Origin of the sequence: Gluconacetobacter sacchari, assembly GCF_014174255.1 — a bacterium.
GTDB lineage: Bacteria > Pseudomonadota > Alphaproteobacteria > Acetobacterales > Acetobacteraceae > Gluconacetobacter > Gluconacetobacter sacchari.
This window is the reverse complement of sequence record NZ_JABEQJ010000003.1, coordinates 1-25,362: the sequence shown is the minus strand read 5'-3', so window position 1 is coordinate 25,362 and position 25,362 is coordinate 1. Positions and strand designations below refer to the sequence as shown.

Annotated in this window: 21 protein-coding genes and 1 tRNA gene; 14 read left to right on the top strand and 8 right to left on the bottom strand. The window is 64.9% G+C overall.

Annotation, left to right across the window (positions count from 1 at the left end):
* Window positions 1–69 precede the first annotated feature (69 nt).
* The gene (locus HLH48_RS03245; RefSeq protein ID WP_182996077.1) at window positions 70–288 is read right to left on the bottom strand and encodes a hypothetical protein; all 219 of its coding nucleotides are present in this window, start codon (window positions 286–288) and stop codon (window positions 70–72) included.
* 590 nt (window positions 289–878) lie between these two features.
* Between HLH48_RS03245 and HLH48_RS03240 the strand changes: the two genes are divergently transcribed.
* On the top strand, window positions 879–1,595 hold the full coding sequence (locus tag HLH48_RS03240) for a response regulator transcription factor (protein ID WP_182996076.1): 717 nt from the start codon (window positions 879–881) through the stop codon (window positions 1,593–1,595).
* Between the two features lie 121 nt (window positions 1,596–1,716).
* Here the strand turns inward: HLH48_RS03240 and HLH48_RS03235 are convergent, their stop codons facing one another.
* Entirely contained in the window at window positions 1,717–2,013 is a 297-nt protein-coding gene (locus HLH48_RS03235) for a hypothetical protein (protein WP_182996075.1), read from the bottom strand.
* A 255-nt stretch (window positions 2,014–2,268) separates the two neighbouring features.
* Between HLH48_RS03235 and HLH48_RS03230 the strand changes: the two genes are divergently transcribed.
* From HLH48_RS03230 to HLH48_RS03180, 11 genes are all read left to right on the top strand, one after another.
* Window positions 2,269–4,914 carry an ATP-binding protein gene (locus HLH48_RS03230; RefSeq protein WP_182996074.1) on the top strand — a complete coding sequence of 882 codons (2,646 nt, stop codon included), beginning with the start codon at window positions 2,269–2,271 and terminating at the stop codon, window positions 4,912–4,914.
* A gap of 87 nt (window positions 4,915–5,001) precedes the next feature.
* A complete protein-coding gene (locus HLH48_RS23105) occupies window positions 5,002–5,463 on the top strand; it encodes a MarR family winged helix-turn-helix transcriptional regulator (RefSeq protein ID WP_182996073.1) in 462 nt (153 codons plus the stop codon).
* A 245-nt stretch (window positions 5,464–5,708) separates the two neighbouring features.
* Window positions 5,709–8,018, top strand: coding sequence for a TonB-dependent receptor (locus HLH48_RS03220; RefSeq protein WP_182996072.1), 2,310 nt, complete (start codon window positions 5,709–5,711; stop codon window positions 8,016–8,018).
* A gap of 48 nt (window positions 8,019–8,066) precedes the next feature.
* Window positions 8,067–9,332, top strand: coding sequence for an aromatic ring-hydroxylating oxygenase subunit alpha (locus HLH48_RS03215; protein ID WP_182996071.1), 1,266 nt, complete (start codon window positions 8,067–8,069; stop codon window positions 9,330–9,332).
* Entirely contained in the window at window positions 9,329–9,802 is a 474-nt protein-coding gene (locus HLH48_RS03210; RefSeq protein ID WP_182996070.1) for an aromatic-ring-hydroxylating dioxygenase subunit beta, read from the top strand. Before HLH48_RS03215 ends, HLH48_RS03210 begins: the two co-directional genes overlap by 4 nt.
* Window positions 9,799–10,776 carry a PDR/VanB family oxidoreductase gene (locus HLH48_RS03205; protein ID WP_264812386.1) on the top strand — a complete coding sequence of 326 codons (978 nt, stop codon included), beginning with the start codon at window positions 9,799–9,801 and terminating at the stop codon, window positions 10,774–10,776. The genes HLH48_RS03210 and HLH48_RS03205 overlap by 4 nt, the downstream gene beginning before the upstream one ends.
* Window positions 10,773–12,020, top strand: a complete 1,248-nt coding sequence (locus HLH48_RS03200) for an amidase (RefSeq protein ID WP_182996069.1) — start codon at window positions 10,773–10,775, stop codon at window positions 12,018–12,020. The genes HLH48_RS03205 and HLH48_RS03200 overlap by 4 nt, the downstream gene beginning before the upstream one ends.
* Before the next feature lie 16 nt (window positions 12,021–12,036).
* Window positions 12,037–12,594: a nuclear transport factor 2 family protein gene (locus HLH48_RS03195; RefSeq protein ID WP_182996068.1), complete on the top strand. Its 558-nt coding sequence runs from the start codon at window positions 12,037–12,039 to the stop codon at window positions 12,592–12,594.
* Window positions 12,595–12,651: 57 nt separating this feature from the next.
* A complete protein-coding gene (locus tag HLH48_RS03190) occupies window positions 12,652–13,938 on the top strand; it encodes an MFS transporter (protein WP_182996067.1) in 1,287 nt (428 codons plus the stop codon).
* A gap of 40 nt (window positions 13,939–13,978) precedes the next feature.
* Complete coding sequence (locus tag HLH48_RS03185) at window positions 13,979–14,194, top strand: hypothetical protein (protein ID WP_182996066.1); 216 nt, start codon at window positions 13,979–13,981, stop codon at window positions 14,192–14,194.
* On the top strand, window positions 14,191–14,841 hold the full coding sequence (locus HLH48_RS03180) for a helix-turn-helix transcriptional regulator (RefSeq protein ID WP_182996065.1): 651 nt from the start codon (window positions 14,191–14,193) through the stop codon (window positions 14,839–14,841). The genes HLH48_RS03185 and HLH48_RS03180 overlap by 4 nt, the downstream gene beginning before the upstream one ends.
* On the opposite strand, the gene HLH48_RS03175 is transcribed toward HLH48_RS03180, so the two are convergent.
* Genes HLH48_RS03175 through HLH48_RS03155 form a run of 5 tightly spaced genes read right to left on the bottom strand, consistent with a single transcriptional unit; the run spans window position 14,822 to window position 22,211 of the window.
* Complete coding sequence (locus HLH48_RS03175; RefSeq protein WP_182996254.1) at window positions 14,822–16,126, bottom strand: sensor histidine kinase; 1,305 nt, start codon at window positions 16,124–16,126, stop codon at window positions 14,822–14,824. The two genes, HLH48_RS03180 and HLH48_RS03175, sit on opposite strands and share 20 nt — an antisense overlap.
* A gap of 38 nt (window positions 16,127–16,164) precedes the next feature.
* Window positions 16,165–16,833, bottom strand: coding sequence for a response regulator transcription factor (locus HLH48_RS03170; protein WP_182996064.1), 669 nt, complete (start codon window positions 16,831–16,833; stop codon window positions 16,165–16,167).
* An 8-nt stretch (window positions 16,834–16,841) separates the two neighbouring features.
* Window positions 16,842–19,904 carry an efflux RND transporter permease subunit gene (locus HLH48_RS03165; RefSeq protein ID WP_182996063.1) on the bottom strand — a complete coding sequence of 1,021 codons (3,063 nt, stop codon included), beginning with the start codon at window positions 19,902–19,904 and terminating at the stop codon, window positions 16,842–16,844.
* A gap of 1 nt (window position 19,905) precedes the next feature.
* A complete protein-coding gene (locus HLH48_RS03160) occupies window positions 19,906–21,072 on the bottom strand; it encodes an efflux RND transporter periplasmic adaptor subunit (RefSeq protein ID WP_246386782.1) in 1,167 nt (388 codons plus the stop codon).
* Window positions 21,069–22,211: a TolC family protein gene (locus HLH48_RS03155; RefSeq protein ID WP_264812387.1), complete on the bottom strand. Its 1,143-nt coding sequence runs from the start codon at window positions 22,209–22,211 to the stop codon at window positions 21,069–21,071. The genes HLH48_RS03160 and HLH48_RS03155 overlap by 4 nt, the downstream gene beginning before the upstream one ends.
* Window positions 22,212–22,514: 303 nt before the next feature.
* Between HLH48_RS03155 and lepA the strand changes: the two genes are divergently transcribed.
* Both lepA and HLH48_RS03145 read left to right on the top strand, forming a co-directional pair.
* Window positions 22,515–24,320, top strand: coding sequence for a translation elongation factor 4 (gene lepA / locus HLH48_RS03150; protein WP_182996252.1), 1,806 nt, complete (start codon window positions 22,515–22,517; stop codon window positions 24,318–24,320).
* Window positions 24,321–24,437: 117 nt separating this feature from the next.
* Window positions 24,438–24,528 (top strand) — tRNA-Ser (locus tag HLH48_RS03145).
* A gap of 161 nt (window positions 24,529–24,689) precedes the next feature.
* Here the strand turns inward: HLH48_RS03145 and tnpC are convergent.
* Window positions 24,690–25,362 (bottom strand): IS66 family transposase (tnpC, locus tag HLH48_RS03140; RefSeq protein ID WP_182996061.1); only part of this gene is annotated, 673 nt, incomplete at its 5' end.

Here is a 25,362-nt window from a genome sequence, read left to right as displayed (position 1 = left end):
CTTGAATTGCACTTTATCTGCTCGCCCCATGAGATCGACGCTTTCGGACACATTTGGATATATGCCGTCTCAATGGGACAAACCGTTGGAATTCTTTTCCTTTTCCAACAAAGCCTCAACCTGGTTTCTCACCTTGAGCCAGAATTCGGCTTCGTCGGGCGCCCCCGCCTCCAGACAGCGTGCGATATGACGTCGAATTGTAACCATGGCGGTGGACCCCCCGGTCCAGAGCAGCGTCGCCGCCACGTCAAGAGCCGTGATGCCAGCGCCATAATAGTCGTCCCGCATCGACAAATCGCCTCACTGCGTTCCGTGATCATGTCGCGACAGGCATCGGACGGTCATACGCAACGCGGGAGATCGAGGCACGAAAACTGTCCGCCGCCAGCACTCCTTCACACCGGAATCACCACGGCGCCCGCCCCCAATATTCTTCCCTGGTCTGACCATTTCGATACCATTGTTCATTGCATAACGATTGAGTGCAAAGATTGGATATTTTCGTGAACCAACGCAGCAGGCGCCCTTTCCGGGAACGGACCGAATAGCGCGGGCCATTATTATCTTATCAAAACGAACTGATGGGAATAAGAATAGTTAATTACTTATTAAATTGAATGGAACCCTACCTATTCTCGCGTTTTGTGCGTTCTCGGTGATCCCGGGCAGCGATCACCGCTTTCCCGAGAAAATTCAGAATGAACACTCGATCCTGAACACGCCCTCACTTTGTTCGAGAACTCCGTCAACGTGTCTCGATATCAGATGTTTATCCCAAAATTGCGACATATTCATCTCAATGATGAGATATTTGGCAAGCGCTGGTTTCGTCCAACTCGTCGTTGCATTCGCCGCCCAATGGAGAGATATTGCGGGCCATGATTTCCGATTATCCGAAACCCACACTTCTACTAGTCGAAGATGACGAGATTACGCGTGATCTTTATAGTGCGATATTAATTGGTGCCGGCTTTACGGTAAAAACGGCGGGCACGTTATCCGAACTGCGGCAACAAGCCTATCAGGCGCGTTTTGATATCATTCTACTGGATCTTCGCCTTCCCGACGGAAATGCTCTTGAACTGATATCCGAGCTTCGAAACGTCAGTTCCGCAGGCATCATCGTCATTACCTCCAGCGCCGAGGCAACCGATCGACTAAAGGCCCTGGAGAGCGCCGTCGATCAATATCTGGAAAAGCCACTCCATCCACGAGAGCTCGTCGCGTGCGTTCGTAATCTTTCGTTCCGGATACAAGGCACAAAAATCGCGGACAAGGGCACGACTGCCTATCATTTCGAAGGCTGGTCGGTCGATCTGAGTGCGAGAAAAATATTCAACAGTACTGGAAAATCCGTTTCCCTGACCAAAAATGAATTTCGCATATTGGACGCATTAATAAGCAATGCCACCAAGCCACTTCATCGGGACCGTATACTCTTTCTCATGAGTGACGATGAAGATATCACCACCCGAGCCGTCGACAAGGCAATCTATCGTCTGCGCCTCAAACTACAGGCCGTCCATAATACGACCCCCTCCCCGATCGCGACGGTACATGGGTTTGGTTACAGGCTGACAGCGAAGCGACTGTAAGTCGCCAAGATCGGCGACAGGATCGGAAAGGAAATCTGTTTTCGACCGCGTCATCTCCAGGAGACACCGCCTGTCACGATCGCCTCAGGCACGATCGGATCAAGACCCTGCTCGACCTGACCTAATGAAGGTGCGCAATTTCCACGGCACTGAAGTAATAAAGTCCGGAATAGGGAAGCTTGATTCCAAAACGATGCCGCTCCCGACAAGGAAGAGCATGATCTTCAGGGCCGAATTTGACTTTAATGTCTTCGATCCGCCCGATAAAATCGAGATCGTAATTTCGTGGCCATCCCGTATGAACACGGACCATATCACCGACAGAAAAAGGACGCTTTGCCCCCCTTTTTTTCATTGAAAATCCAAATATTTCCAGCATGCGGACAAAATTCTTTTTCACAGTCGCTCTAATCATCATGCAGTCTTACGATTCCAAGACCGCTTTCATCTCCACCACGATCCGCCTTAAGTAAATCATATAGACAGACAGGATTTGACTGAGGAAATTGAAACTCTTGTAACATATGGCTCTGTACACATCGTTCGGGTTCAATCCATGATTTTGGCATCAATTTGTCTCGAATGTGCGACATAAATATCCCGTCATGAGGATATTTTAGTTTATGATGATTTTGTTAATTCGCATTCCATCAGACCCACGAGGGAGAGTTCGGTGTGTGACCTTGCCGTAAACGCCATCGCCTTCGGCGTCCTGAACGCGGAAGGTATCATTGCCTATTGCAGTTCCTCATTTGTCCACGTCGTCGCGGCGGCTCAGGGCACCCCCGTAGCCGGGGGGTCCATCACACATTGGCTTGAACCAGAGTCAGGCCCGCTATCATCCCCATGGTTTTCCAGCAACGCGGCGATCGAGGGGACACTTCGTCTAAAACGGCGAAACAAGATCATTCGATATCGGCTTGAGCCAATAACGTCGTTCACCAGGGAAACGGAAGGCGGAGCGATTCTTTTTCTGGGTGACGACACTCTGACCTTGAATCTGATCCATGCCCAGGCCTTCCAGCTCAATCCCGGCCTCTCGGCTATTTCGGTTCTGGAAACGGGGGAGCATCTGGATGTAAATCCCGCCTGGCTCAACGCCATGGAGTATCAGCGCGGCGATGTGATCGGAAGAACCGCGCAGGATATGAATATCTGGGAAAACACTTCGTTCCGATCCGAAGTTGTAAGGCAACTGACGAAATACGGCCACGTCGACAACCTGCAAGGAAGAATGCGGACCCAAAGCGGCAACCTGCGCGATATCATTGTCAGCGCGAAGCGGGTTTCATATTTCGGTCGGATCCTGGCGGTCTTCGCATCTCACGATATCACCGAGGTCAAGAAATCGCATGCGGACCTTGAAGCGCTCAATCGGCAACTCGAGAGTCGCGTTGCGGAGCGCACTGCTGAATTGGAGACCAAAAACACGCAACTTCTGGACGCGGCGCGGCTTGCTCAGGCCGCGAATGACGCCAAGAGCCGTTTTCTGGCAACAATGAGCCATGAAATCCGGACCCCTCTGAATGCCATCATCAACATGGCGGAACTACTTCTTGAGATAAAATCGAACGATCTCGACAAAAAATATCTGGTCAATATTGTAAATTCGGCACATTCTCTTGCAAGCATTGTCGACGATACGCTTGATTTCGCCAAAATAGAAGAAAACGAACTAAAGATTGTTCCGATTGAAGTGAATGTCGAGGCCATTGTCGAAGAAGTCGTCCGCAGCCTCGCGCCTCTGGGACACCGAAAAGGGATAGAGTTCGTTTTGACCCATGCGCCACGGTTGCCGGAGAGTATCCGGATCGATCCGACGCGTTTACGGCAGATTTTGTATAATCTTATCGGAAATTCCATAAAATTCACCAGATCCGGATGGATTGAAATCAATGTCGACCTGGTGGTGACGAATGATGAGCACGAGTTGCTTCTGTCGATTCAGGACACCGGAATAGGCATCGCTCCGGCCGATCAAAACCGGATTTTCGATCGATTTTCAAAGCTCAGCCCCGGCTCCGACGACGCGACCAGCGGAACCGGCCTGGGATTGAGCATTGCTCAAGGTCTCGCACAGGCCATGGGCGGCAGAATTACCGTCGATAGTACCCGAAATCATGGAAGCACATTCAGTGTAGCCCTCCCGGTAAGGTCCTGTAGCGCCCCGCCGTCAGGCATGACGGTGAGCGAAGTCATCATACTGGGGCCGGAAAGCAGGACACGTTCGGCCCTGGAGGCGGCCTGCGCCGGGTTGGGTATCGCTTCGCGGGTGGCGGGCAGGGAAACTGCGCTATCGGGCTCTCCGTCGCGGACCGCGGCGTTGGTAGTCCTTCCGCTCTCCGTCAGTCCTCCCTCGGCGATCGAGCTGTATCAGCGCGCCCGGTCACTCTGTTCCCGCGTCATCGTATTCAGTCCGATCGGGCAAACTATCGACACGCTCCCCAGCGTGTTGTTCGAGAATAGTCAGCTCGAGTTTTATCCCATAGGGCGCTCCAGTCTTCGCGCGGCCCTGAGTGAGCAGGACTCCACAACACAGACCGCCGAAGTACAACAGATTGCCCCCTCCCTTTCCGGCACGCGCATCCTCGTTGCCGACGACGTGGAAGAAAACAGGCTGGTTATCGAATGGGGGCTTCGGGCATGCGGCGCGCACATAACCACGACTGACAATGGAGAAGACGCCATACGTCTGATGCAGCAGGATGTGTTCGATCTCCTGTTGCTGGACCTCCGCATGCCCGGCCTGGATGGATACCAGACCGCAGCAAGACTCCGCTCCCTGGGCGGAAGAATCGGTGGCACGCCAATTATCGCAGTTTCCGCGAATGCGACGCCTGACGCGTCGAAAATGGAAGCCGCCGGGATCAAGGATTTTCTGGCCAAGCCGTTCAGGCCATCGCACCTGCGATCAATGGTGCTTGATGTCCTCGGCCGGTCCTCCAGAGGCAGGCAAGTTGATATCGTTCAGAATCGGCGCCCAATTCTTGACGCGGCCTTCCTGACCGCCCAGATGAACTATGCCGGTCCGGAAGCCATATGCAGGGCCATTGACGTGTTTTGCGGGCAACTGGAGCAACGCCTGGAGAAAATTGAAATGTCTCGGAACGACACGGATCGAATCGAGGCGATTCATCGTCTCGGTGGAGCGGCTTCGTCTCTTGGTCTTTCCGAACTGTTCAACTTATGCGTTCAACTTGAAGCGACATTCATGCACCACTCTCCTGTAACCCGCGCCGAAAAGATCGCTGCCATTCGAATGATCGGGGAAAGTAGTATTTTTTATCTTAAACGGTATCAGAACGATCTGTTTTTTTAAAAAATGGGGCCTGTTGGATCTTGTGGATTGTTCCTATATACCTTGCGAGTGGAAATACAGATCCTACAACAAGAGTGAAAATACACCGTGACAGGTCGCCGCAAAACCCCGTCCTCACCCGACTTCAAACTCGAGGACTCGCCGTTCTACTGGATGGGCCGCATCTCCAGCCTCCACGGATTGAAGGCGGAGCGCGCCCTGAAGCGCGCCGGCCTGGACCACTCGCAATGGAAAGTACTCTCCGCCCTGTCGCGGCGCGATATGTCGTCGCTTTCGCAATTGATGGACGAGGCGGTGCTGAAACAGTCCACCCTGACCAAGGTCATCCAGCGCATGGCCGCGGAAGGGCTCGTACAGGTCACGACGTCGCAGGGTGACGGGCGCGCGATCCACATCACGATCACCGATCACGGCCGCGAAACGCTCGAGCGCCTGCGACCGGAAATCGGGCAGATCTTCTCGTTCGTATTCGGCGACCTGTCCGATACCGACATGGACGCGATGAACGCGCGTCTCCAGACAATCTTCGAACAGCTCCGGCGTTTCTGATCCCGCACCACCGGCCAACCGGCCGGCATCGGCGGCAGCGCATTCCACAACACAACCGACCGGGATCACTTTCCGGGCGGCTGAACGCGCACGCACAAATTAACTAAAATTAATATGAAAAGTGATGTATCCGGATACGAAACATGGTTCGATAAATCATCGAACCGACTTTGCCCCCAACGCCAAAAGGATTTACAATGTCCGCGCGCCCCCGCCGTGCTGTAAACCCGCGACAACAATGGTCCATGGCGGCCGTGATCGCCACGTCCGCCATGCTCGTCGGCCATGCCTCCATCGCCGAGGCGCAGGATCCCCCTCCCCCCGCCAAAGCGGTCGCCAAGGGGCGCAGGTCGAGAGCGGCGCCGCCTCCGCCGCAAGGCGAGGTGATCGCGGTCACCGCCAGCGGGCAGACGGCCCGGATCCGCCACCTGCCGCAATCGGTGTCGTCCTATTCCTCCGAACAATTGCAGGAAATGGGGATTCGGGACACGAAGGACCTGCTGGGCATCACCCCCGGCATCTCACTGGCGACAAGCTCGCTGTCTCCCACGGGTGAATCGCAGCAGCTCGTCATCCGTGGTGTCGGCAACAACGCCCAGCTCGAACCCGGCACCGGCACCTATGTCGACGAAATCTACATGCCGGCGATCAGCTTCGACATGGGTTTCCTCGATCCGGCGCGGGTGGATATCTACAAGGGTCCGGAAAACGTCCTGTTCAGCCGCAATTCCGAGGCCGGCGCCGTCAGCATCACCACCCGCGCGCCGGGCGATCGCACCATCAGCCGGATGGAAGTCGGCTATGGCAGCTACAACACGGCCAAGGTCCAGGCCATGGTCAGCGGTCGGATCGCGCGCGGGGTATACGGCTCGCTCCTGGCCTACTACACACGGTCGGACGGGTATTTCAAAAATACCGGTTCATCCCCCCGGTATCAGAACCCCTATTTCCCGGGCCAGGATCTGGTTGCCCTCTATGGCAGCCATATCCGCCTTGGAAAATATACCGGAATCGAACAGAATGCAGGTTTCCGTTCCGAATTCCGCTTCGTTCCGACAGACAGGATCGAAATCCGCCTGATCGGCGACTATCATCGCGACAACGGCAACCAGAGTGCCGGCGGCCCGCTGACAAGCTGCCATTGCTACGACATCCTGGGCGACCTGGCCTATCAGGCGGACAGCGCCGATTACGGCGTTGGCATCAATGCGAAATGGCACCTGCCCTTCGGCACGCTCACCTCGGTCACCTCGTGGCGCGAAGCCTATTCCGACGCGCCCATCGATTTCGTCGGCAACGCCGCATACAAGAACAACCTCCAGGTTCTCTACGAGGAACAGCAATCGAAGGTCCAGACCCTGCGGCTGGATTCCCTGCCCACCCGCCGGCTGACCTGGGGCGGCGGCATTTCGGCCTACAAGGACCGGGAATACAGCAACCGCTTCTACAGCCTGGCAGACCTCAACGATCCCGATGGCGGCGCACCGTCACTCTATAGCGGGTTCTGGAACTCGCAGATCGTCGCCCTGCGCCGCACCGGCATCGCCGGATTCGTCCATGCGGGCTACGCCATCACGCAGCGCCTGCATCTCGATGCCGGCGTGCGCTATACATGGGAACATGTCGATGCCTCGGGGCTGGAGCGCTACGTCATGCCCGTAAACGGCGTGTTGACCGCCCCCCGAAGCAGCTTGCAGAACGGCTGGCAGAGCTTCAACAGCCCGGTGCAGAATTCGCACGGCTGGTACAATGCCTCGCCGTCGGCCTCGCTCCGCTACGACTTTCCCGATCTGGGCTCGATCTATTTCAGCTACGCCCAGGGCTTCAAGTCCGGCAGCTACCAGAAGGCACCGTTCCTGCCCAGCGACGTCACCCCGGTCGCGCCCGAGAAAGCCACCAACTACGAACTCGGCGGCAAGTTCCGGATCGCGCACCGCGTCAACCTGACGGTCGCCGGATACGATATCGAAATGAAGAACCAGCAGGTCCAGTCGACGGTGATTCGAGACGGCATCACTTCGCACGCGATCACCAACGCGGCGGCAAGCCGCGTGACGGGCTTCGAGGGCGGGCTGGACGCGCAGGTGACGCAGCGGCTGAATATCAGCGGCAGCATCTCCTACACCGCGAGCCGCTTCCTCAACTACGTCATCTATCCCGGCGCGGGCCTGACCCCGGTGGTGCGCACCGGCGACCGCCTGCCCAGCACGCCGGACTGGACGGCGGACGTGATGGGTTCCTACACCGTGCCGCTGGCGCCGGAACAAAGCCTGGCGTTCCAGGCCAATTTCCGCTGGGTCGACAGCAGCTATGTCGGTTCGAACGCGACCTCCAGCGACCCGATCCTGGATATTCCCGCATGGAACCGGCTGGACCTGCGCATCACCTACAAGCGGCCGAGATGGCGGGCATCGTTCTACATCAACAACGCGCTCGACCGTTACATCATCCTCTCCAAGTTCAATGCCTTCTTCGTGCAGCCCAGCGGCGCCTTCATACACAACATCGTGGCGTCGCCGATGATGACCGGATTCGAACTGAGCCACGATTTCTAGGTACCTGGCCAGGACCGAATCCCGATTTTCCTTCGAATGGAGCACATCATGACCAACCCGCCCGATCCCCGAACGGTCCTGGCGCCGGATCGTGCCGACGGTTCGATCTACAGCGACCCGGCGCTGTTCGCCCTGGAGATGGACCGCATCTTCATGCATCACTGGATCTGGGTGGCGCATGACAGCGACATTCCCGAACCCGGCGATTTCATCACCACGTTCGTCGGCGCGCATCCGGTCATCGTGTCCCGCGACCGCAAGGGCACGGTGCATGTGATGCTCAACCGCTGCCGCCACCGCGCCGCGACGGTGTGCGAGAAAGCAAAGGGCAGTACGGCCAGTTTCGTATGCCCCTATCATGGATGGGCCTACGGTCTGGACGGTGCCCTCCGCGGCGTGCCGCACGTGGACGGCTATGACGGACAGCTCGACAAGGCATCCCTGCCGCTGGTCAACCTGCGGGTCGCGGACTATCAGGGCCTGATCTTCGCCACCTTCGATCACGCCATTCCCGACCTGGACAACTGGCTGGGCGCGGCGAAACCGTGGATCGACCTGTTCATGAAACAGGGCGCCGGCTGGCCGGTCAAGACGATGGGCGAGCATAAATTCACCTTCCCCGGCAACTGGAAGATCCAGCTCGAAAACACGACCGACGCCTATCATTTCCCGATCGTCCACAAATCCTTCCTGGATTCCGTGGACCACGAAACGCAGGATACGTTCAATTTCGTCGAAGGCGACGGGTTCGTCGAGGATCTGGGCCATGGCCATTCGGTCATGGTCATGATCCCCGAACTGGTCGATCTGGAGGCCGATCTCGACGCACCGATCCCCGAACGGTTCCGCGAACTGGCGGCGGCGCTGTCGCACGATCACCCGCCCGGGCAGGTGCGGCGGATCGTACGCGCCGTGGGGGGGACCGGCTTCAACCTCAACCTGTTCCCCAACCTGGCTTGCTCGATGGCGTTCTTCCGCGTCCTGCGCCCGCTCGACGTGACGCAGACCGAAATCCGCCATATCGCCATCGGCATGGATGGCGGCCCCGACATCGCCAACCAGATGCGCCTGCGCCTGCACGAGCATTTCCAGGGCCCGATGGGCTTCGGCACCCCCGACGATTCCGAGGCATGGGACCGCGTGCAGCGCGGCTCCCATGCCGGGCGCGGCATCCCGGTCCTGCTCAATCGCGGCCTGGGGGGCGAAACACAGGGCCCGGACGGGCATCCACGCGGCGACGTCAGCGCCGAGACCGGCATGCGCGCGGCCTATCGCCAGTGGCTGGCCACCCTGACCGGAGAAGACGCGGCATGACCATCGCGCTCGACGAGGCCATGGCCCTGATCACGCTGGAAGCCGACCTGCTCGATCACGGCGCCTATCACGAATGGCTCGCGCTCTACACGCCCGAGGCGAAATACATCGTTCCCATCGACCCCGACCAGGAGGATTTCGAGGCAACGCTGAACTACGCGTATGACGACGCCGCCATGCGCCGCAAGCGCGTCGCGCGGCTGCTGGGCGGCCGCTCGATCTCGGCGGCGCCGCCCGCGCGCACGATCAGGCTGCTCGGCCGCGCCCGGATGCTGGAATGCGGCGCGGCGTCCTGCACCGTGCGCTGCGCCCAGTTGCTGAAGGAACTGCGGCAGCATCGCGTGCGCGACTACGCCGCCAACCTGACCTATCGCCTGGCACGGACCTCCGACGGGCTGAGGATCGATCGCAAGGTCATCCGCCTGCTCGACGCCACCGAGGCCCTGACGGCGGTGAGCTACATCCTGTGAGCACGATCCCGTCGCACACCATCCCCGCGCCCCGGCCCGACCGGATCACCGTCGTCGTCGAGACGGTCGCGCTCCTGGGCCAGGTCGTGCTGTTCGACCTGCGGCCGCAATCCGGCCTGCTGCCGGCGTGGCAGGCCGGCGCGCATGTCGATCTTTTCCTCGGTGACGGGCTGGTGCGCCAGTATTCGCTGTGCGGCGATCCGGCGCGGCAGGATCGCTATCGCCTGGCTGTCCTGCTGGAACCGGACTCGCGCGGCGGCTCCAGGGCCGTGCATGCGCGTGTCCGCCCCGGCGCGCGACTCGCGACAGGCGCCCCCCGCAACCTCTTCCCCCTGCGCCCCGGCAGCGGGCCGGTGGTGCTGGTCGGCGGCGGCATCGGCGTGACCCCGCTGGTCGCCATGGCCCATGCGCTGCACGACCAGGGGCGGGACTTCGTGCTGCATTATGTCGCCCGCGACCCGGTCTTCGCGCCCCTGCTGCGGCGCACGCCCTTCGCCGAGCGAGTGCGGGTCCACGACCGGAGCCAGGCGGATGCGCCACGTTTCGATCCGTCCGTCGTGCCGGCGGCGCATGCGGGCACGGCCGGGCTGTCCGTCTATGTCTGCGGGCCGCCGGGCCTGATGGAGGATGTCGCGCGCGCGGCAGGCGCCGCCGGCGTGCCGCCCGACGCCATCCACCGCGAGGCGTTCTCGGCCCGACCGGTCGCGGCCGGCGGGGCTTTCGAAGTCCTAGCCGCGCGCGCCGGCCTGCGGGTCGCCGTCGGCGGCGACGAACCGATCACCGCGGCCCTGGCACGGGCCGGACTCCGCGTTCCGGTCAGTTGCGAGCAGGGCATCTGCGGCACCTGCGTCGTCACGATGCTGGAGGGTGAGGCCGACCACCGGGATTCGTACCTCACCGACGACGAACGCACCGACCAGATCGCCCTCTGCTGCTCGCGCGCCCGTTCCCCCCTGCTGGTGATCGACCTGTGACCGCCAAGGCCGCCGCCCCGCGCTGCGCCGAACGGGTCCTGGCCCGCATCGCGGCCCGGGAAGCCCGTATCCGCGCATTTTCCGCCCACGACCCCGCCCTGCTGCGGCGCGAGGCCGCATGCGCGCCCGCCGGGCCGCTGGCCGGCCTCGCCATCGGCGTCAAGGACATCATCGCCACCGAGGATTATCCGACCGGCTACGGATCGCCCATCTATGACGGATTTCACACCGGGGCGGACGCGGCCTGCGTGGCCCTGCTGCGCGCGGGCGGGGCCCTCTGCGCGGGCAAGACGGTGACGACCGAATTCGCTTTCTTCCGCGCCGGCCCCACCGTCAATCCGTTCGACGCCGCGCGCACGCCGGGCGGGTCGTCCAGCGGCTCGGCGGCCGCGGTCGCGACGGGCATGGCCGATATCGGCCTGGCGTCGCAGACCGCGGCTTCGCTGACGCGCCCCGCCTCCTATTGCGGCATCGTGGGGTTCAAACCATCCTACGGGCGTTATGCCCTGGCGGGCGTGAAGGCGCTGGCGCCCTCCTTCGATACGCTGGGCACGCTGACGCGCGACGTCGCGACGGCCGCGCGGGCGGACGCGGTGCTGAAGGGGCCTCTGCCGGGCGCGCCAGCCACCACGCCGCGCGCCCCGGCCCGGATCGGCCTGTGCCACACCCCCTGGTGGAACGAGGCCGAGGGCGGCACCCGTCGGGCCATGTCCCGGGCCACGGCCCTGCTGGCCGCCCATGCCGCGATCGAACCGGTCGACCTGGCGCCCTTCGCCACGGGCTGCGACCTGCACGCGACGATCATGGGCTACGAGGCCGCGCAGGCCCTGGCCTGGGAATATCGCGCCCGACGCGCCCTGCTGAGCCCGCAGATCGCCGGGTTGATCGAAAGCGGGCAACGCATCGGCGACGACACCTATCGCGCGGCGCTGGTCGCCGCGCGGGCCCTGCGCGCCCGCGCGGCCGATCTGTTCGGCCGCTACGACGTGCTGCTGGCGCCGGCGGCACCGGGCGAGGCCCCGCTGGCGGACACGGGCACCGGCAGCCCCCGCTTCAGCCGGCTGTGGACCCTGCTGCGCCTGCCGACCGTCACCCTGCCGGGCTTCGCCGGCCCGTCCGGGCTGCCCGTCGGCGTCCAGTTGCTGGGCCCAAGGGACGGGGACGAGCGGCTGCTAGGCCACGCGGCCTGGGCCGAGGCGCTGTTCCCGGCGCGCGGCACCCCGCCCCACGGCGATTACCCCTGACATGGAAAAACCGAACATGGACCTTGCCGATCGTCTCGACGCCCTGGCCGCCCGGGTGGCCGACCTGTCCGCCGAAGCCGATATCCGTCGCCTTCAGACCCGCTACATGTTCCTGTGCGACACACCCTGCCCCGAGGCAGGGGTGGATGACGACAGGACACGCATCGACCGGATCATGGACCTGTATTGCGACGACGCGATCTGGGAAGGTGTGGGCGCATATTACGACAATCAGTTCGGTCGCCGCGTGGGCAAGGCCGACATCCGCGCGCATTTCGACTCGTTCTGGGGCCGGAAGCGCGACCCGGCCCTGCTGCTGAACGTCCATTACCTCACCTCGGAACAGATCCATGTCCGGGGTGACGAGGCCGACGGGCAATGGGTGCATTGCCAGCCCTGGATCTTCTCGGACGGGCGGACGCTGCTGCGCTCCAGCCGCCTGAACAACCTGTTCCGCCGGCGGCACGGCGTCTGGAAGATCGCACGGACCCGTACCGAAAACGTGTTCGTCGCACCGCTGCGCCCCGGCTGGGCGGAGTCCATCCCCACGGCTTCGGTCCTGATGCAGCCATAGCCGGGACGGATCGATCAATATTATGGTATCGAAACAGACACGCAATCGGAGCGACGCATGCACGGCAGCGAACGACGCGTTCTGGCCAGCGCCATCATCGGCAATATCGTCGAATGGTACGATTTCGCGCTCTACACGGCGGCCACGCCGCTGGTGTTCGGGCAGTTGTTCTTCGCGCACGGGCAGGACAGCCTGCTCGTCCAGACCGAGCCGCTGATGGTCTTCGCCGCCGGCTTCGTCGTGCGGCCGCTCGGCGGGCTCTTCTTCGGCGCGCTGGGCGATCGGCGCGGCCATCGCGAGGCGCTTCGCTGGACCCTGCTGCTGATCGGCATCGCGACGGCGCTGATCGGCGTGCTGCCGACCCACGCCCGGATCGGCATGATGGCGCCGCTCCTGCTGCTGGGCCTGCGCCTCGTCCAGGGCTTCGCGGCGGGCGGGGAATGGGCAGGGGCGGTCCTGATCGTCGGCGAGGGCGAAACCGCGCTGCGGGATACGCCCGCCCGTGCGGGACCGGCGACCGGACGTGGCGTCGCCTTCGCCCTCAGCCAGTCCGGCGTGGCGGCAGGCATGGTCCTGGGAACCGCCGCCCTGCTGCTGGCGCGCAGCCTGCCCGGCGACGCGTTCCTGGCCTATGGCTGGCGCCTGGCCTTCCTGGCGGCGGTGCCGTTCGTCGCGCTGGGGGTCTGGCTGCGCGGCATCCCCCCGGGCCGCCCGGCCGCGCCGACGCCGTCCCGTCCTCCCGCCATCATGGTCCTGCGCCGGTGCGGCCTCCCTCTGGCCTGCGGCATGGCCCTGCGCCTGGCGGAGAATGGCGGCGTCTACCTGATGACGGTGTTCGCCCTGTTCTACGGCCACGCACGGCATATTCCCGACGCATGGCTGCTGATGGGCAGCATGGCGGGGATGGCGGCCGACGGGCTCGCCATGCCGTGTTTCGGCTGGCTCGCCGACCGTATCGGGGCCCCACGCGTCTATCTCGGCGGCGCCGTGGCGCTGGCCGTCCTGGCCGAGCCATTCTTCATGCTGCTCGACCACGACACCCTGTGGTCGGTCGTCCTGGCCTTCACCGGCGGCATGGCCTTGTGCCACGCCCCGATGATCGCGGTGGAACCGGCGCTCCTGGCCCGTCTCTTCCCCCCCGAACTCCGCTACAGCGGCGTCGCGATGGCCCACGAACTCGGCGCGGTCCTCGCGGGCGGCATTTCTCCCCTGGTCGCCGCCGGCCTCTATCACGCGACGGGCGGCGCCTCGGGCACCGCGCTTTACATGGCGGCGCTCGCCGCCGCGTCGGCCGTGGCCCTGTGGCCACCGCTGCGACGCACCGGATGCCGATCAGGCGCGTGAGGCGGTTGCCAGCCGGGCGCGAAACGCCGATCCTCCGCCCATGTGGACCGAACCCTATCTGGAAACCTGCTGCCGCTCGGCGCTGCACCGGCTGATGCTCAGCGGCCCTGCCGGCCGCCCGCCGGGCATGAAGGACCAGCCCTGCCTGGAACGGCTGGCGCGCATGGGCCTCGCCGGCCAGGGCGCCGACGGCCGCTACCGCCCCACGCCGCAGGGCGTCGCCCGGCATCAATCGGAAATCCTCTCCCCGCCATGATCCGGCAGGACGATCTGTGGCGCGCGCTGGACACGCTGGCCGCCGAGCGCGGCCTCACGCCCTCCGGCCTGGCCCGCGCGGCGGGGCTGGACCCGACCAGCTTCAATCCCTCCAAGCGCGCCGGTCCGGCCGGCAGGCTCCGCTGGCCGGGCACCGAAAGCCTGGCCCGCGTGCTGGAGGTCACGGGCGTGAGCCTGGAAGCGTTCGCCCGCCTCGCGGGCGGCCGGCATCCCCACGCCCCCGCGCCCCGCCCCGCGCGGTCGCGCCTCCGCCTGTCCACCTTCTCCCATCTCGACCATCCCGGCATGTTCGACGGCGGCGGCCTGCCCAGCGGCCGCCACTGGGACCAGTGGGAAATGCCCGGCACCGCCGAGGCCGATCTCTACGCCGTCACGCTGGATACCGACCTGTTCGAGCCGGTCTTCCGCGCCGGGACGATCCTGCTGGTCTCGCCCGCCACCCCGCTCCGCCGGCACGACCGGGCATTGCTGCTGCGGCCCGAAGGCGCGCTCTGCGCGATGGTGATCGACCCGCGGACGGGAATCGGCTCCGGCCCTCTGCTGGCCACGATCGGCCACGCCGCCGCCGGCCCCTTCGAGGCCGATCCCGCCGATCACCTGCACCGCATCATGATGGCCCTGCTGTAGCCGCCAGCATCACCCGCGCGCGAAATCCCCGCTCCGTCCCCGGCACCGGCGAGGCGATCTCCAGCCGCGCCCCCATCTGCCCGGCGATGCTGGCGGCGATGGCCAGCCCCAGCCCGCTGCCGTCGGCGGCGCTCCCGCCCCGCACGAAGGGCTCGGTCAGCCCCGGCAGCACGTGCGCCGGCAGGGCGTCGCAATCATTGACGATATCCACCACCCCGTCGCGCGACACCGTCACCGCGATCGCGGCATCGGGCGTGCCATGATGCGCCGCGTTCTCGATCAGGTTGCGGAACAGGATGCCCGCCGCATCGATATCCCCCCGCGCCCACGGCGCCTCCCGCCCGTCGCACGCCACCGTCACGGCGGGGAAGAGCGGCGGCATGTCGGCGAATTCCTCGGCCAGGACCTGCAACACCGCGATCGGGTCGAACCGGTCGTCCCCCATGGCCGCCCCCGACGACGCCCGCGACAGTTGCAGCAGCTTCTCCGTCATCCGCCCCAGCCGGCGGATCTGCCCGATCATGGCGGCCACCCGCCCCGGCGCCTCGGGCTCGTGCAACTGCTCGCGCAGCATCTGCGCCTGCGCCAGCAGCGCGCCGATCGGGTTGCGCAGTTCGTGCGCCGCATTGGCCGCGAAGGCCCGCTCGGTCGACAGCGCCTTCTTCAGCCGGTCCAGCAGCAGGTTGACGGCCATATGGATCGCCACCAGTTCCTCCGGCAGGTCCAGCGCCGGAATCGGCGCCAGATTGCCGCCGCCGCGCGCGCGGATTTCCGCCTGCAACACCGTCAGCGGCCGCAGCGCCCGCCGCACCACCCAGCGCACCAGCAGCCACACGGCGGGCAGGAACACGATCATCGGCAGGATCGAGATCAGCGTCGCCCGCCGCACCGCCTCGCGCCGATGAAAGGTCGGCTCGCCGACCAGGATGTAATGCCCGCCATCCCGCGCCCTGACGGCATAGACGCGAAAGCGCGGCCGGTCGTAAAACCCGCCGCGCATCACCGGGACGAAGATCCCGGCCGGCGCGTTCTGCGAGCGCAGCAGCAGCCGCCCCTCCGGCGTCGCGATCTGGTAGGCCAGCGTGCGCGGCCCCACTTCGGGCAGCAGCGCCACCGTCCCCCCGGACGGCCGCACGGCATGGGCGGCGATGACGAATTCCAGCCGCTCGGCCACTTCCTGCAACGAATTGTCCAGCCGCTCCGTCACCTCATAGCGGGTAAACCCCGCCACCAGCACGCTCAGCAACGACAGGCAGCCCAGCACCACCACCAGCACCCCGGCCATGATCCGGGTGGCCAAGCTCCATCGCCCGCCGCCGCGCCTCACGCCCCGCCCTCGCGCGCCAGCCGGTAGCCGCGCCCCCGCACGGTCAGGATCAGCCCGGCCCCCACCTTCTTGCGCACGCGGCTGATAAAGACCTCGATCGCATTGCTCTCGATCTCCTCGCCCAGCCCGTACAGCGCATCCTCGATCTGCTCGCGCGAGCAGATCGCCCCGGCCCGCCGGGCCAGCAGCGCGATCACCGCCCATTCGCGCGCCGTCAGGTCCACATCCTGCCCCAGCCGCGACAGGCTGCGCCGCCCCAGGTCGATCTCCACCTCGCCCAGCGCCAGCCGGTTGCCGGCCTGCGCGCCATAGCGGCGCGAAACCGCGTCGATCCGGGCCAGCAACTCGTCGAAATCGTACGGCTTGACGATATAATCGTCGGCACCGTCCGACAGCCCGGCGATGCGGTCGCTGATCTGGTCCTGCGCGGTGGCGATCATCACCGCCACCGCCGAGCCGCCGCGCCGGATCTCCCGCAGCAGGTCCCGCCCGCTGCCATCGGGCAACCCCAGGTCCAGCAGCAGGACATCATAGGCGATGGCCCCCAGCGCCGCCCGCGCGTCGGCCAGGGTGGTGAACCAGTCGGCGGCATGCCCGGCCCGGCGCAACCGCTCCTGCACCGCCGAGCCCAGCGGCCTCTCGTCCTCGACAACCAGGATCCGCACGGCGCCCCCTATCCCTTCTTCCGCTCCCGCATCACCCGCGCATAAAGCGAGGGCAGCACCAGCAGCGTCAACACGGTGGACGACACCAGCCCGCCGATCACCACCGTCGCCAGCGGCCGCTCGACCTCCGCCCCGGCACTGGTCGAAAACGCCATCGGAAAGAAACCGAGGCTGGCCACCAGCGCGGTCGCGATCACCGGCCGAAACCGCTGCTCCGCCGCCTCGAACGCCGCCCGCGCCACATCCAGTCCCGTACGGCGCAGATGCTGGATATAACTGACCAGCACCACCCCGTTCAGGATCGCGACCCCGAACAGCGCAATGAACCCGATCCCGGCGGAAATGCTGAACGGCAGCCCCCGCGCCGCCAGCGCCAGAATCCCCCCCGTCGCCGCCATGGGCAGGTTGACGAACACCAGCGCCGCCGGCGGCACCGCGCCCAGCGCCAGCACCAGCAGCCCGAAGATCAGCGCCAGCGCGACCGGCACCACGATCTCCAGCCGCGCCATGGCCGATTGCAGATTGCGGAACTGCCCTTCCCAGGTCAGGCGATAGCCGGGCGGCAGAGGCACCCGCGCCACCGCCGCCTGCGCCGCCGCGACGTACGAGCTCAGGTCCCGCCCCCGCACATTGGCCTGCACGATCAGCCGGCGCTGGATCCGGTCGCGGCTGATGCGCGGCGGCCCGTCGACCACCGACACGCGCGCCACCTGCGATATCAGGACCGCCCCCGCGCCATCCGCCCGCCGCACCCGCAACCCCGCGATCCGCTCCACCGACGCCACCTGGTCGGGCGCGAAGCGGATCTGCGTATTCACCACCGCATCGTCCATGATCACCGGCCGGCCGATATGCCCGCCCACGGCCTCGACCGTGTCCAGAATATCGGCCATCGCGACATTCAGCCGCGCCGCGCGTGCCCGATCGATATCGACATGGATGAACGGCACCGTGCCGTCGCCCTGCGCCGCGACATCGGCCGCCCCCGGCACGCTGCTCAACGCCGCCGCCACCCGGTCGCCCAGCCGCGCCAGCACGGCCAGGTCGGAACCGTAGATCGACACCGCGATCTGCGTCCGCACGCCCGACAGCAGGTCGTCCATCCGCATCTCGACCGGCTGGCTCCACGAGAACCGCGCATCGGGCAGCCGGTCGCGCAACGCGCGGTCATAGGCGTCGACCAGCCCTTCCTGGCTGCCGGCGGTCCGCCAGCGCGACGGGTCCTTCAGGAAGATGAACGTATCGGTCTCGTTCACGCCCATCGGGTCGGTGGGAATGGCCGAGGTCCCGGTATTGCTGACCACCGTCGCAACCTCGGGGAAACCCATCAGGATCCTCTCTTCCGTCCCGACCGATTCCAGCACCGTCGGCAGCGAGGCACTGGGCAGGCGCGTCGCCGTCACGACCAGCGCCCCCTCGCCCAGTTGCGGAATGAACTCCCCCCCCAGCCGCGTGGCCAGCACGACCGAAACCAGAAACACCGCGATCGTGGCGCCGAACAGCGGCCAGGGATGCGTCTCCCCCCACCGCACCGCCGGCCCGTACCAGCGGCGCAGCGCCGCCACCAGCCGCGTGTCCCCATGCCCGCCGCCCCGCATCGCCAACGCCGCAATCACCGGCACGCACAACACGCAATAGGCCAGCGACGCCAGCAGCGCCATGATGACGGTCTGGGCCATGGGGCGAAACATCTTCCCCTCGATCCCCTGCAAGGTCAGGACCGGCAGATACACCATCACGATCACCAGGATGGCGAAGGTGACGGGCCGCAGCACCTGGACCGTCGCCGACACCACCTGCCCCCGCAGATCGGCCGCGCGATCGGTCTCGCGCAACGCCAGCAGGTGCTCCACCACCACCAGCGAACTATCGACGATCATGCCGAAATCGATGGCCCCGAGACTCAGCAGATTGGCCGAAATGCCGAACTGCCGCATCCCCGCCATGGCGCAGACCAGCGCGAAGGGAATGACCGAGGCAATGACCAGCGACGCCCGCCAGTCCCCGATCACCACCACCAGCACACCGACCACCAGCACCGCCCCCATCAGCAGATTATCGCGTACGGTGGCAATGGTGCGGTTCGTCAGGTCCGACCGGCTGTAGTACGGGTCCAGCGTCACCCCTGCCGGCAGGGTGCGCCCGATACCCGGCAGCGCCGCGCGGATGGCGGCGAGCGTGGCGTCCGAACTCGCCCCCTGCCGCATCATCACCACACCATTGACGATCTCGCCCCGCCCGTCGCGCGTCACCGCCCCCAGCCGGGTGCGCGGCCCCATCGACACCACCCCGACATCCCGCAGGCGGATCGCCGTGCCGTCGGCATTGCTGCGCACCGGCAGCGCGCCGAAATCGTCCAGCGTGCGGATCAGCCCACGCCCGACCACGATCTGCTGCTCGGCATGATGCTCGATCCAGCCACCGCCCGACGCCGCGTTGTTGCCATCCACCGCCCGATAGACATCGCCGACCGAAACCCCGTACGCATTCAGTCGCCCCTGGTCCAGCGCCACCTGGAACGTCTCCTCGGCCCCGCCATTGACGTTCACGTCCACCACCCCGGGCACCAGCTTCAGTTGCGGCACCACGGTCCAGGCCATCAGCCGGTTCAGGTCCATCAGTGAGCGGCCCGAGCCATGGATCTGGATCTGCATGATCTCGCCCATGCCGGTCGCCAGCGGACCCATGTTGATCGACAGGCCGGGCACCGCAATCAGCGACCGCGCCTGCTGGATCCGTTCGTTGACGCGGGTGCGGTCCAGGTCGATGTCGGTCTCGTCGTCGAACTGCACATAGACGACCGACACGCCCGACCGCGAGACCGAGCGCAGGTCGTTCATGCCCGGAATCCCCGCCATGCTGGCCTCGACGGGAAAGGTGATCAACCGCTCGACCTCCTCGGTCGCCAGCCCGGGCGCCACGACGGAGACCAACACCTGCCGGGGCGAGATATCGGGCACCGCCTCGACCGGCAACCCGACAACCGCCGCCATCCCGGCCAGCATCAGCGCAAACGCGGCTCCCAGGACGACGAAACGGTTCGCCTGGAGCAGGAGCAGAAGGGCACGCATGTCAGTCGTCCCCGCTCATCCCGGCCAGCAGCATCATCGATTTCAGGGCGAAGCTACCATGGGCGGCCACACCCTGCCCCGCCGACAGGCCCGCAAGAATGACCGCACTGCACCCATCGTCGATCCCGACCGTCACCGGCACGGGCCGGTAGCTGTCGGCGCCGCTGCGGACGAACACGACATCGCGGCCCGCGATCCGCTGCACCGCCTCGGACGGGACCAGGATACCGGTCCGACGGTCGGCGGTTTCCAACGCCGCATCCAGCATCATGCCCGGCCGCAGCGCGCCATCCGGATTGGCCACGACGCTGATCACGCGCACCAGCCCCGTGGCCGGCGACGCAACGCCGCTGACCGAACTGATCCGCGATTCGATCCGGCGCCCCCCCAGCAGCGTGACCTGCCGGCCACCCACCACCAGCCGGCCGGCGTCCTGCGGCGGCACGTCCGACACGATCCAGACCGATGACAGATCAATCAGGGTCGCGACGACCTGCCCGGCCTCGATATCGCCGCCGGGCGCCACATTCAGGTCCTGAACCAGCCCGGCGATCGGGGCCAGCAGGGACGATGTCTCGTCGCCGCTCGTGGAAATTCGCTCGCTGACGGAGTTGAACTCTTCTTCGAAACGATGGGTCATGGTGCCGACATCGGCCTGCCGGGCCGCCACGGTGCTGCGCGCCTCCTGCAACACCGCGAGCCGGCGCCGGACTTCCCCCTGCGAAACGGTGGTGCCGGACAAGGCCTGGGCACGTTTCCACGCCGCCTCGGCTTCAGCCTGCGCAGCCAGAGCGCTGGCCAGCGCGGCATGCATCTGCACGGATTGCAGCCGCGCGACATGCAGCGAATGATCCAGATAATCGACCAGCACGCTATCACGCTTCACCTGCTGCCCGGCCATGACGCGCACCCGCAATACCTTGCCCGCGCCGACCGGCCGAACGCGCACGATCCGCGTTTCGTCCGCCATCACGCTGGCCAACACCGGCAGCATCCGCGACAGCGTACCCGGGCAGGCAACGCTGTCGACCAATCCTTCAGCCCGTCTGGCCTCCTCCCCGATCGTCACCGGCGCCATCGCCGCCGGCGCGTCGGCGAGGCCAGGCGCCGACAGGGTCAGACCGTTCAGGGCGGCAGCCAGCACCATGCCGGCACGCGCACGGCTCATGGCGTCATCCCGGTGGCGATGGCGGCGCGGAGAATGGCCGCGTGCCAGCCGATTTCAGCGGAATTCAGCGCCAGGATGGCGTTATAGGCGCCCAACCGCGCCCGCAATGCCTCGATCAGCGTCGTTTCTCCCACCTGCCAGGATCGTTCCATCTCGTCCGCGCGCCGGTTCAGCGCGGCGGCCGAAGTCCGCGCGCCGTCCAGCGTCGTCCGCGCCGCGTCCACCCGGGCGCGCACCTGTGCCAACTCCACCCGCACCATGCGCCGCGCCTGTATTTCCCGGCTGCCGGCCGCCGCCAACCGGTTGCGTGCCTCGGCCATCATCGGCACGTTCCGCGCCTCGCTCGGCAACGGGACCGAAACCTGCACGCCCACGCGGCTATCCCACGGGCTGCCATACTGGCCTTCATGAATCGCCCCGATCCCAATTTCAGGATTGGGCATGAACGACGCCCGCGCCAACCGCACCGCTTCCTGCGCGGCCGCGACATCCCGATGGGCGGCCCGCACACGCGGATCATTGTCCTCGACCAGTTGCGGTGTATCCAGACGCGTATGTGCCAGGAAGCGTGCGTCATAAGACAGGATATCGGGCAAACCGGGCCGCCCCAGCAGCACCGTCAGCGCAGCGACGGCAACCTCCACCTGCTCACGCGCCAAACCGGCCTCATTCCGTGCGGCAGCCAATTCGGCGGTCGCCGCCTGCTGGTCAGCAGCAGTCGATTCCCCCACGCGCTGCGCCCGCCCGACGGCTCCGCCGACCCGCTGCATCGCCTGCACCAGCGACAACGCCACCGCCAGACGGCGTCGGGCGATCACCTGCGCGGAAGCGGCCTCCAGCACCCGCACGGCGACCGCCATATGCTCGACATTCAGCTTTTCCTGAATCGTGGCAGATTCAGCCTGCGCCACCCGCTGTGTCGCGGTCCCCTGACCCGGTAGCCACAGCGGCACCGACACCGTGCCCTGATAGGTGGTATAACCGACGTTGGAGCCTATGAAGTGGTCGTCGTAATACTGGGCCGACACCACTGGTCCGCCAGGAAACCAGGATTTCGCGGCTTCCGCCCGCGCATCTGCCGACTGGCGGTTGGTCGCCAGTTCCGTCCGCACCGGATCGACCGCCCACGCAGCACTCACCGCTTCATGGAAGGATAGGTCATCCGCGCAAGCGCGACCGGCCACGCCGACCCCCAGGCCAATGCCTACAATCGTGGCCAGTATGGCAGCGAGGGCCGGCTTTTCGGCACGACGCCGACGCGACAAGGCCCTTGGCATCCATCCGTCCCCATGCTCCGGATAGCCCGATGCCATCCCTGCCGAGAGCGCGCTCTAACACAGCAAGCTGACAGGACCCTGAACGAAGGGCCGAGTGCCGGAGGGCACGGGAGAATTTGCGCGAGCCCGCTGACTTTCGCCGGATTTTGGCCTATGTCTGCGACCATGACCGACACACCGCTCTCGCTGATCCGCAATTTCTCGATCATCGCGCATATCGACCACGGCAAATCGACGCTGGCCGACAGGCTGATTCAGGCCTGCGGCGCGCTGACGGCGCGCGAAATGACCAACCAAGTCCTGGACAACATGGAGTTGGAGCGCGAGCGCGGCATCACCATCAAGGCGCAGACGGTACGCCTGACCTACCCGGCCAAGGACGGCAAGACGTACGTCCTGAACCTGATGGACACGCCGGGCCATGTCGATTTCGCCTACGAGGTCAGCCGCTCGCTCGCGGCCTGCGAAGGCTCGCTGCTGGTCGTCGACGCCTCGCAGGGCGTGGAGGCGCAGACGCTCGCCAACGTCTACCAAGCCATTGACGCCCATCACGAGATCGTGCCGGTCCTGAACAAGGTGGATCTGCCCGCCGCCGAGCCCGAGCGCGTCCGCGCCCAGATCGAGGAAGTGATCGGCATCCCGGCAGACGACGCGGTCCAAATCTCGGCCAAGACCGGCCTGAACATCGAAGGCGTGCTGGAAGCCTTGGTGACGCGCCTGCCGCCACCGGTTGGTGACGACACCAAGCCGTTGCAAGCACTTCTGGTCGATAGCTGGTACGACGCCTATCTGGGCGTGATCATTCTGGTCCGCGTCAAGGAAGGCCGGCTTAAACGCGGCATGCGCATCCGCATGATGTCCAACGGCGCGGTCTATCACGTCGATCAGGTCGGCGTGTTCGCTCCGCGCATGGTGCCTGTCGATGACCTCGGGCCGGGCGAAATGGGCTACATCAACGCCGCGATCAAGACGGTGGCCGACTGCAATGTCGGCGACACGCTGACCGACGACCGCCGCCCGGCCGAAACGGTGCTGGCGGGCTTCAAGCCGTCGATCCCGGTCGTGTGGTGCGGTCTGTATCCCGTCGATGCCGACGATTTCGAGAAGCTGCGCGACAGCCTGTCCAAGCTGCGTTTGAACGACGCCTCGTTCCATTACGAGGCTGAGACCTCCGCCGCGCTGGGCTTCGGCTTCCGTTGCGGCTTCCTGGGCCTGCTGCACCTGGAAATCATCCAGGAGCGCTTGAGCCGCGAATTCAACCTGGACCTGATCGCGACCGCCCCCTCGGTGGTCTACCGCCTCTACCGCACGAACGGCGAGATGGAGGAACTCCACAACCCCGCCGACATGCCCGATGGCTCGGTGATCGAGCGGATGGAGGAACCCTGGATCGTCGCCACCATCATGGTGCCCGACGAGTATCTGGGTGCGGTGCTGACCCTGTGCAGCGAGCGGCGCGGCGTCCAGAAGGACCTCACCTATGTCGGCAATCGGGCGATGGCGGTCTATCGCCTCCCGCTGAACGAGGTGGTGTTCGATTTCTACGACCGGCTGAAATCGGTCTCGCGCGGCTACGCCAGCTTCGACTACCAGATGGACGGCTACGAAGAGAGCGATCTGGTGCGCATCTCGATCCTGGTCAATCTGGAGCCAGTCGATGCGCTGTCCTTCGTCGCCCACCGCTCGGCGGCCGAAAGTCGAGGCCGCTCGATATGCGCGAAGCTGAAGGAACTGATCCCCCGCCAGCTCTTCAAGATCGCGATCCAGGCCGCGATCGGCAGCCGCGTGATCGCGCGCGAGACGATCGGCGCGATGTCCAAGGACGTGACGGCCAAATGCTATGGCGGCGACATCTCGCGCAAGCGCAAGCTGCTGGAAAAGCAGAAAGAAGGCAAGAAGCGCATGCGCCAGTTCGGCAAGGTCGAAATCCCCCAGAGCGCCTTCCTAGCCGCCTTAAAGATGGACCATTGACCCAACCCGCACCCCGCCCTCTCGGTACATCTTTACCCCCTTGCGCGGGCCCCAATTGTTGCTATGTTCCCGCCCCATACTAACGGGTCCACCACACAGGGTGCCCGCTTGTATGCCGGAGAGATGGCCGAGCGGCTTAAGGCGCACGCTTGGAAAGCGTGTGTGCGTTAATAGCGTACCGTGGGTTCGAATCCCACTCTCTCCGCCATTACCCTAACCAACTGATTTCATTCGTCTTTTTCTTGGCTTCGGCAGTGTGTGGCACACGTTGGTGGCACACGGGAAAGCCAAATTGACGACACCCTGCATATGCAGCGAAGGCGTTCCGTCTGGCACCTGAAAAGTAACCGGCCGCTCAAGACCGCATGATCACGCGGCCTGTTTTTGAAGTTCTGCCATGGGATGCCAATTCCACGGCAACAATTCATGGAGACGGTTGACCTTGTGGTCGTTGATCCGGGCGAGAATATCGGCGAGATAATCCTGCGGGTTGAGCCCGGAGAGCTTGGCGCTTTCGATCAGGGTCATGGCGTCGGCGATGTTGTCGCCACCGGCATCGGAACCGGCGAACAGGTAATTTTTCCGACCGACGACGACGGGGCGTATGGCGCGCTCGGCGGCATTATTGTCGATGGCGACGCGACCGTCTTCGAGGAACAGGGTAAAGGCGGTCCAGCGATTGAGCGCATAGCGGATGGCCTTGGCCAGTTCGCCCTTGCCGGGAATGCGGGCGAGTTGGGCCTCGCACCAGACGCGGAATTTCTCGATGCGGGGACGGCTTTCCGCTTGTCGAATGGCCAGACGCTGTTCGGGCAGCCGTCCCGTGATCTGGCGCTCGATATCGTAAAGCACGCCGATCTGGTCGAGCGCTTCCCTGGCGATCGTCGAGCCGCTGCCTTTCCAGATATCGTGGAAATCCCGTCGCAGGTGGGCCCAGCATGCGGCCTCGCGCACGCGCACGGCGCCAGCGACATCGGGTTTGTAGAGTTCCCTGAAACCAGCGTAAGCATCTGCCTGGAGAATGCCGGAGAAGGTCGCCAGA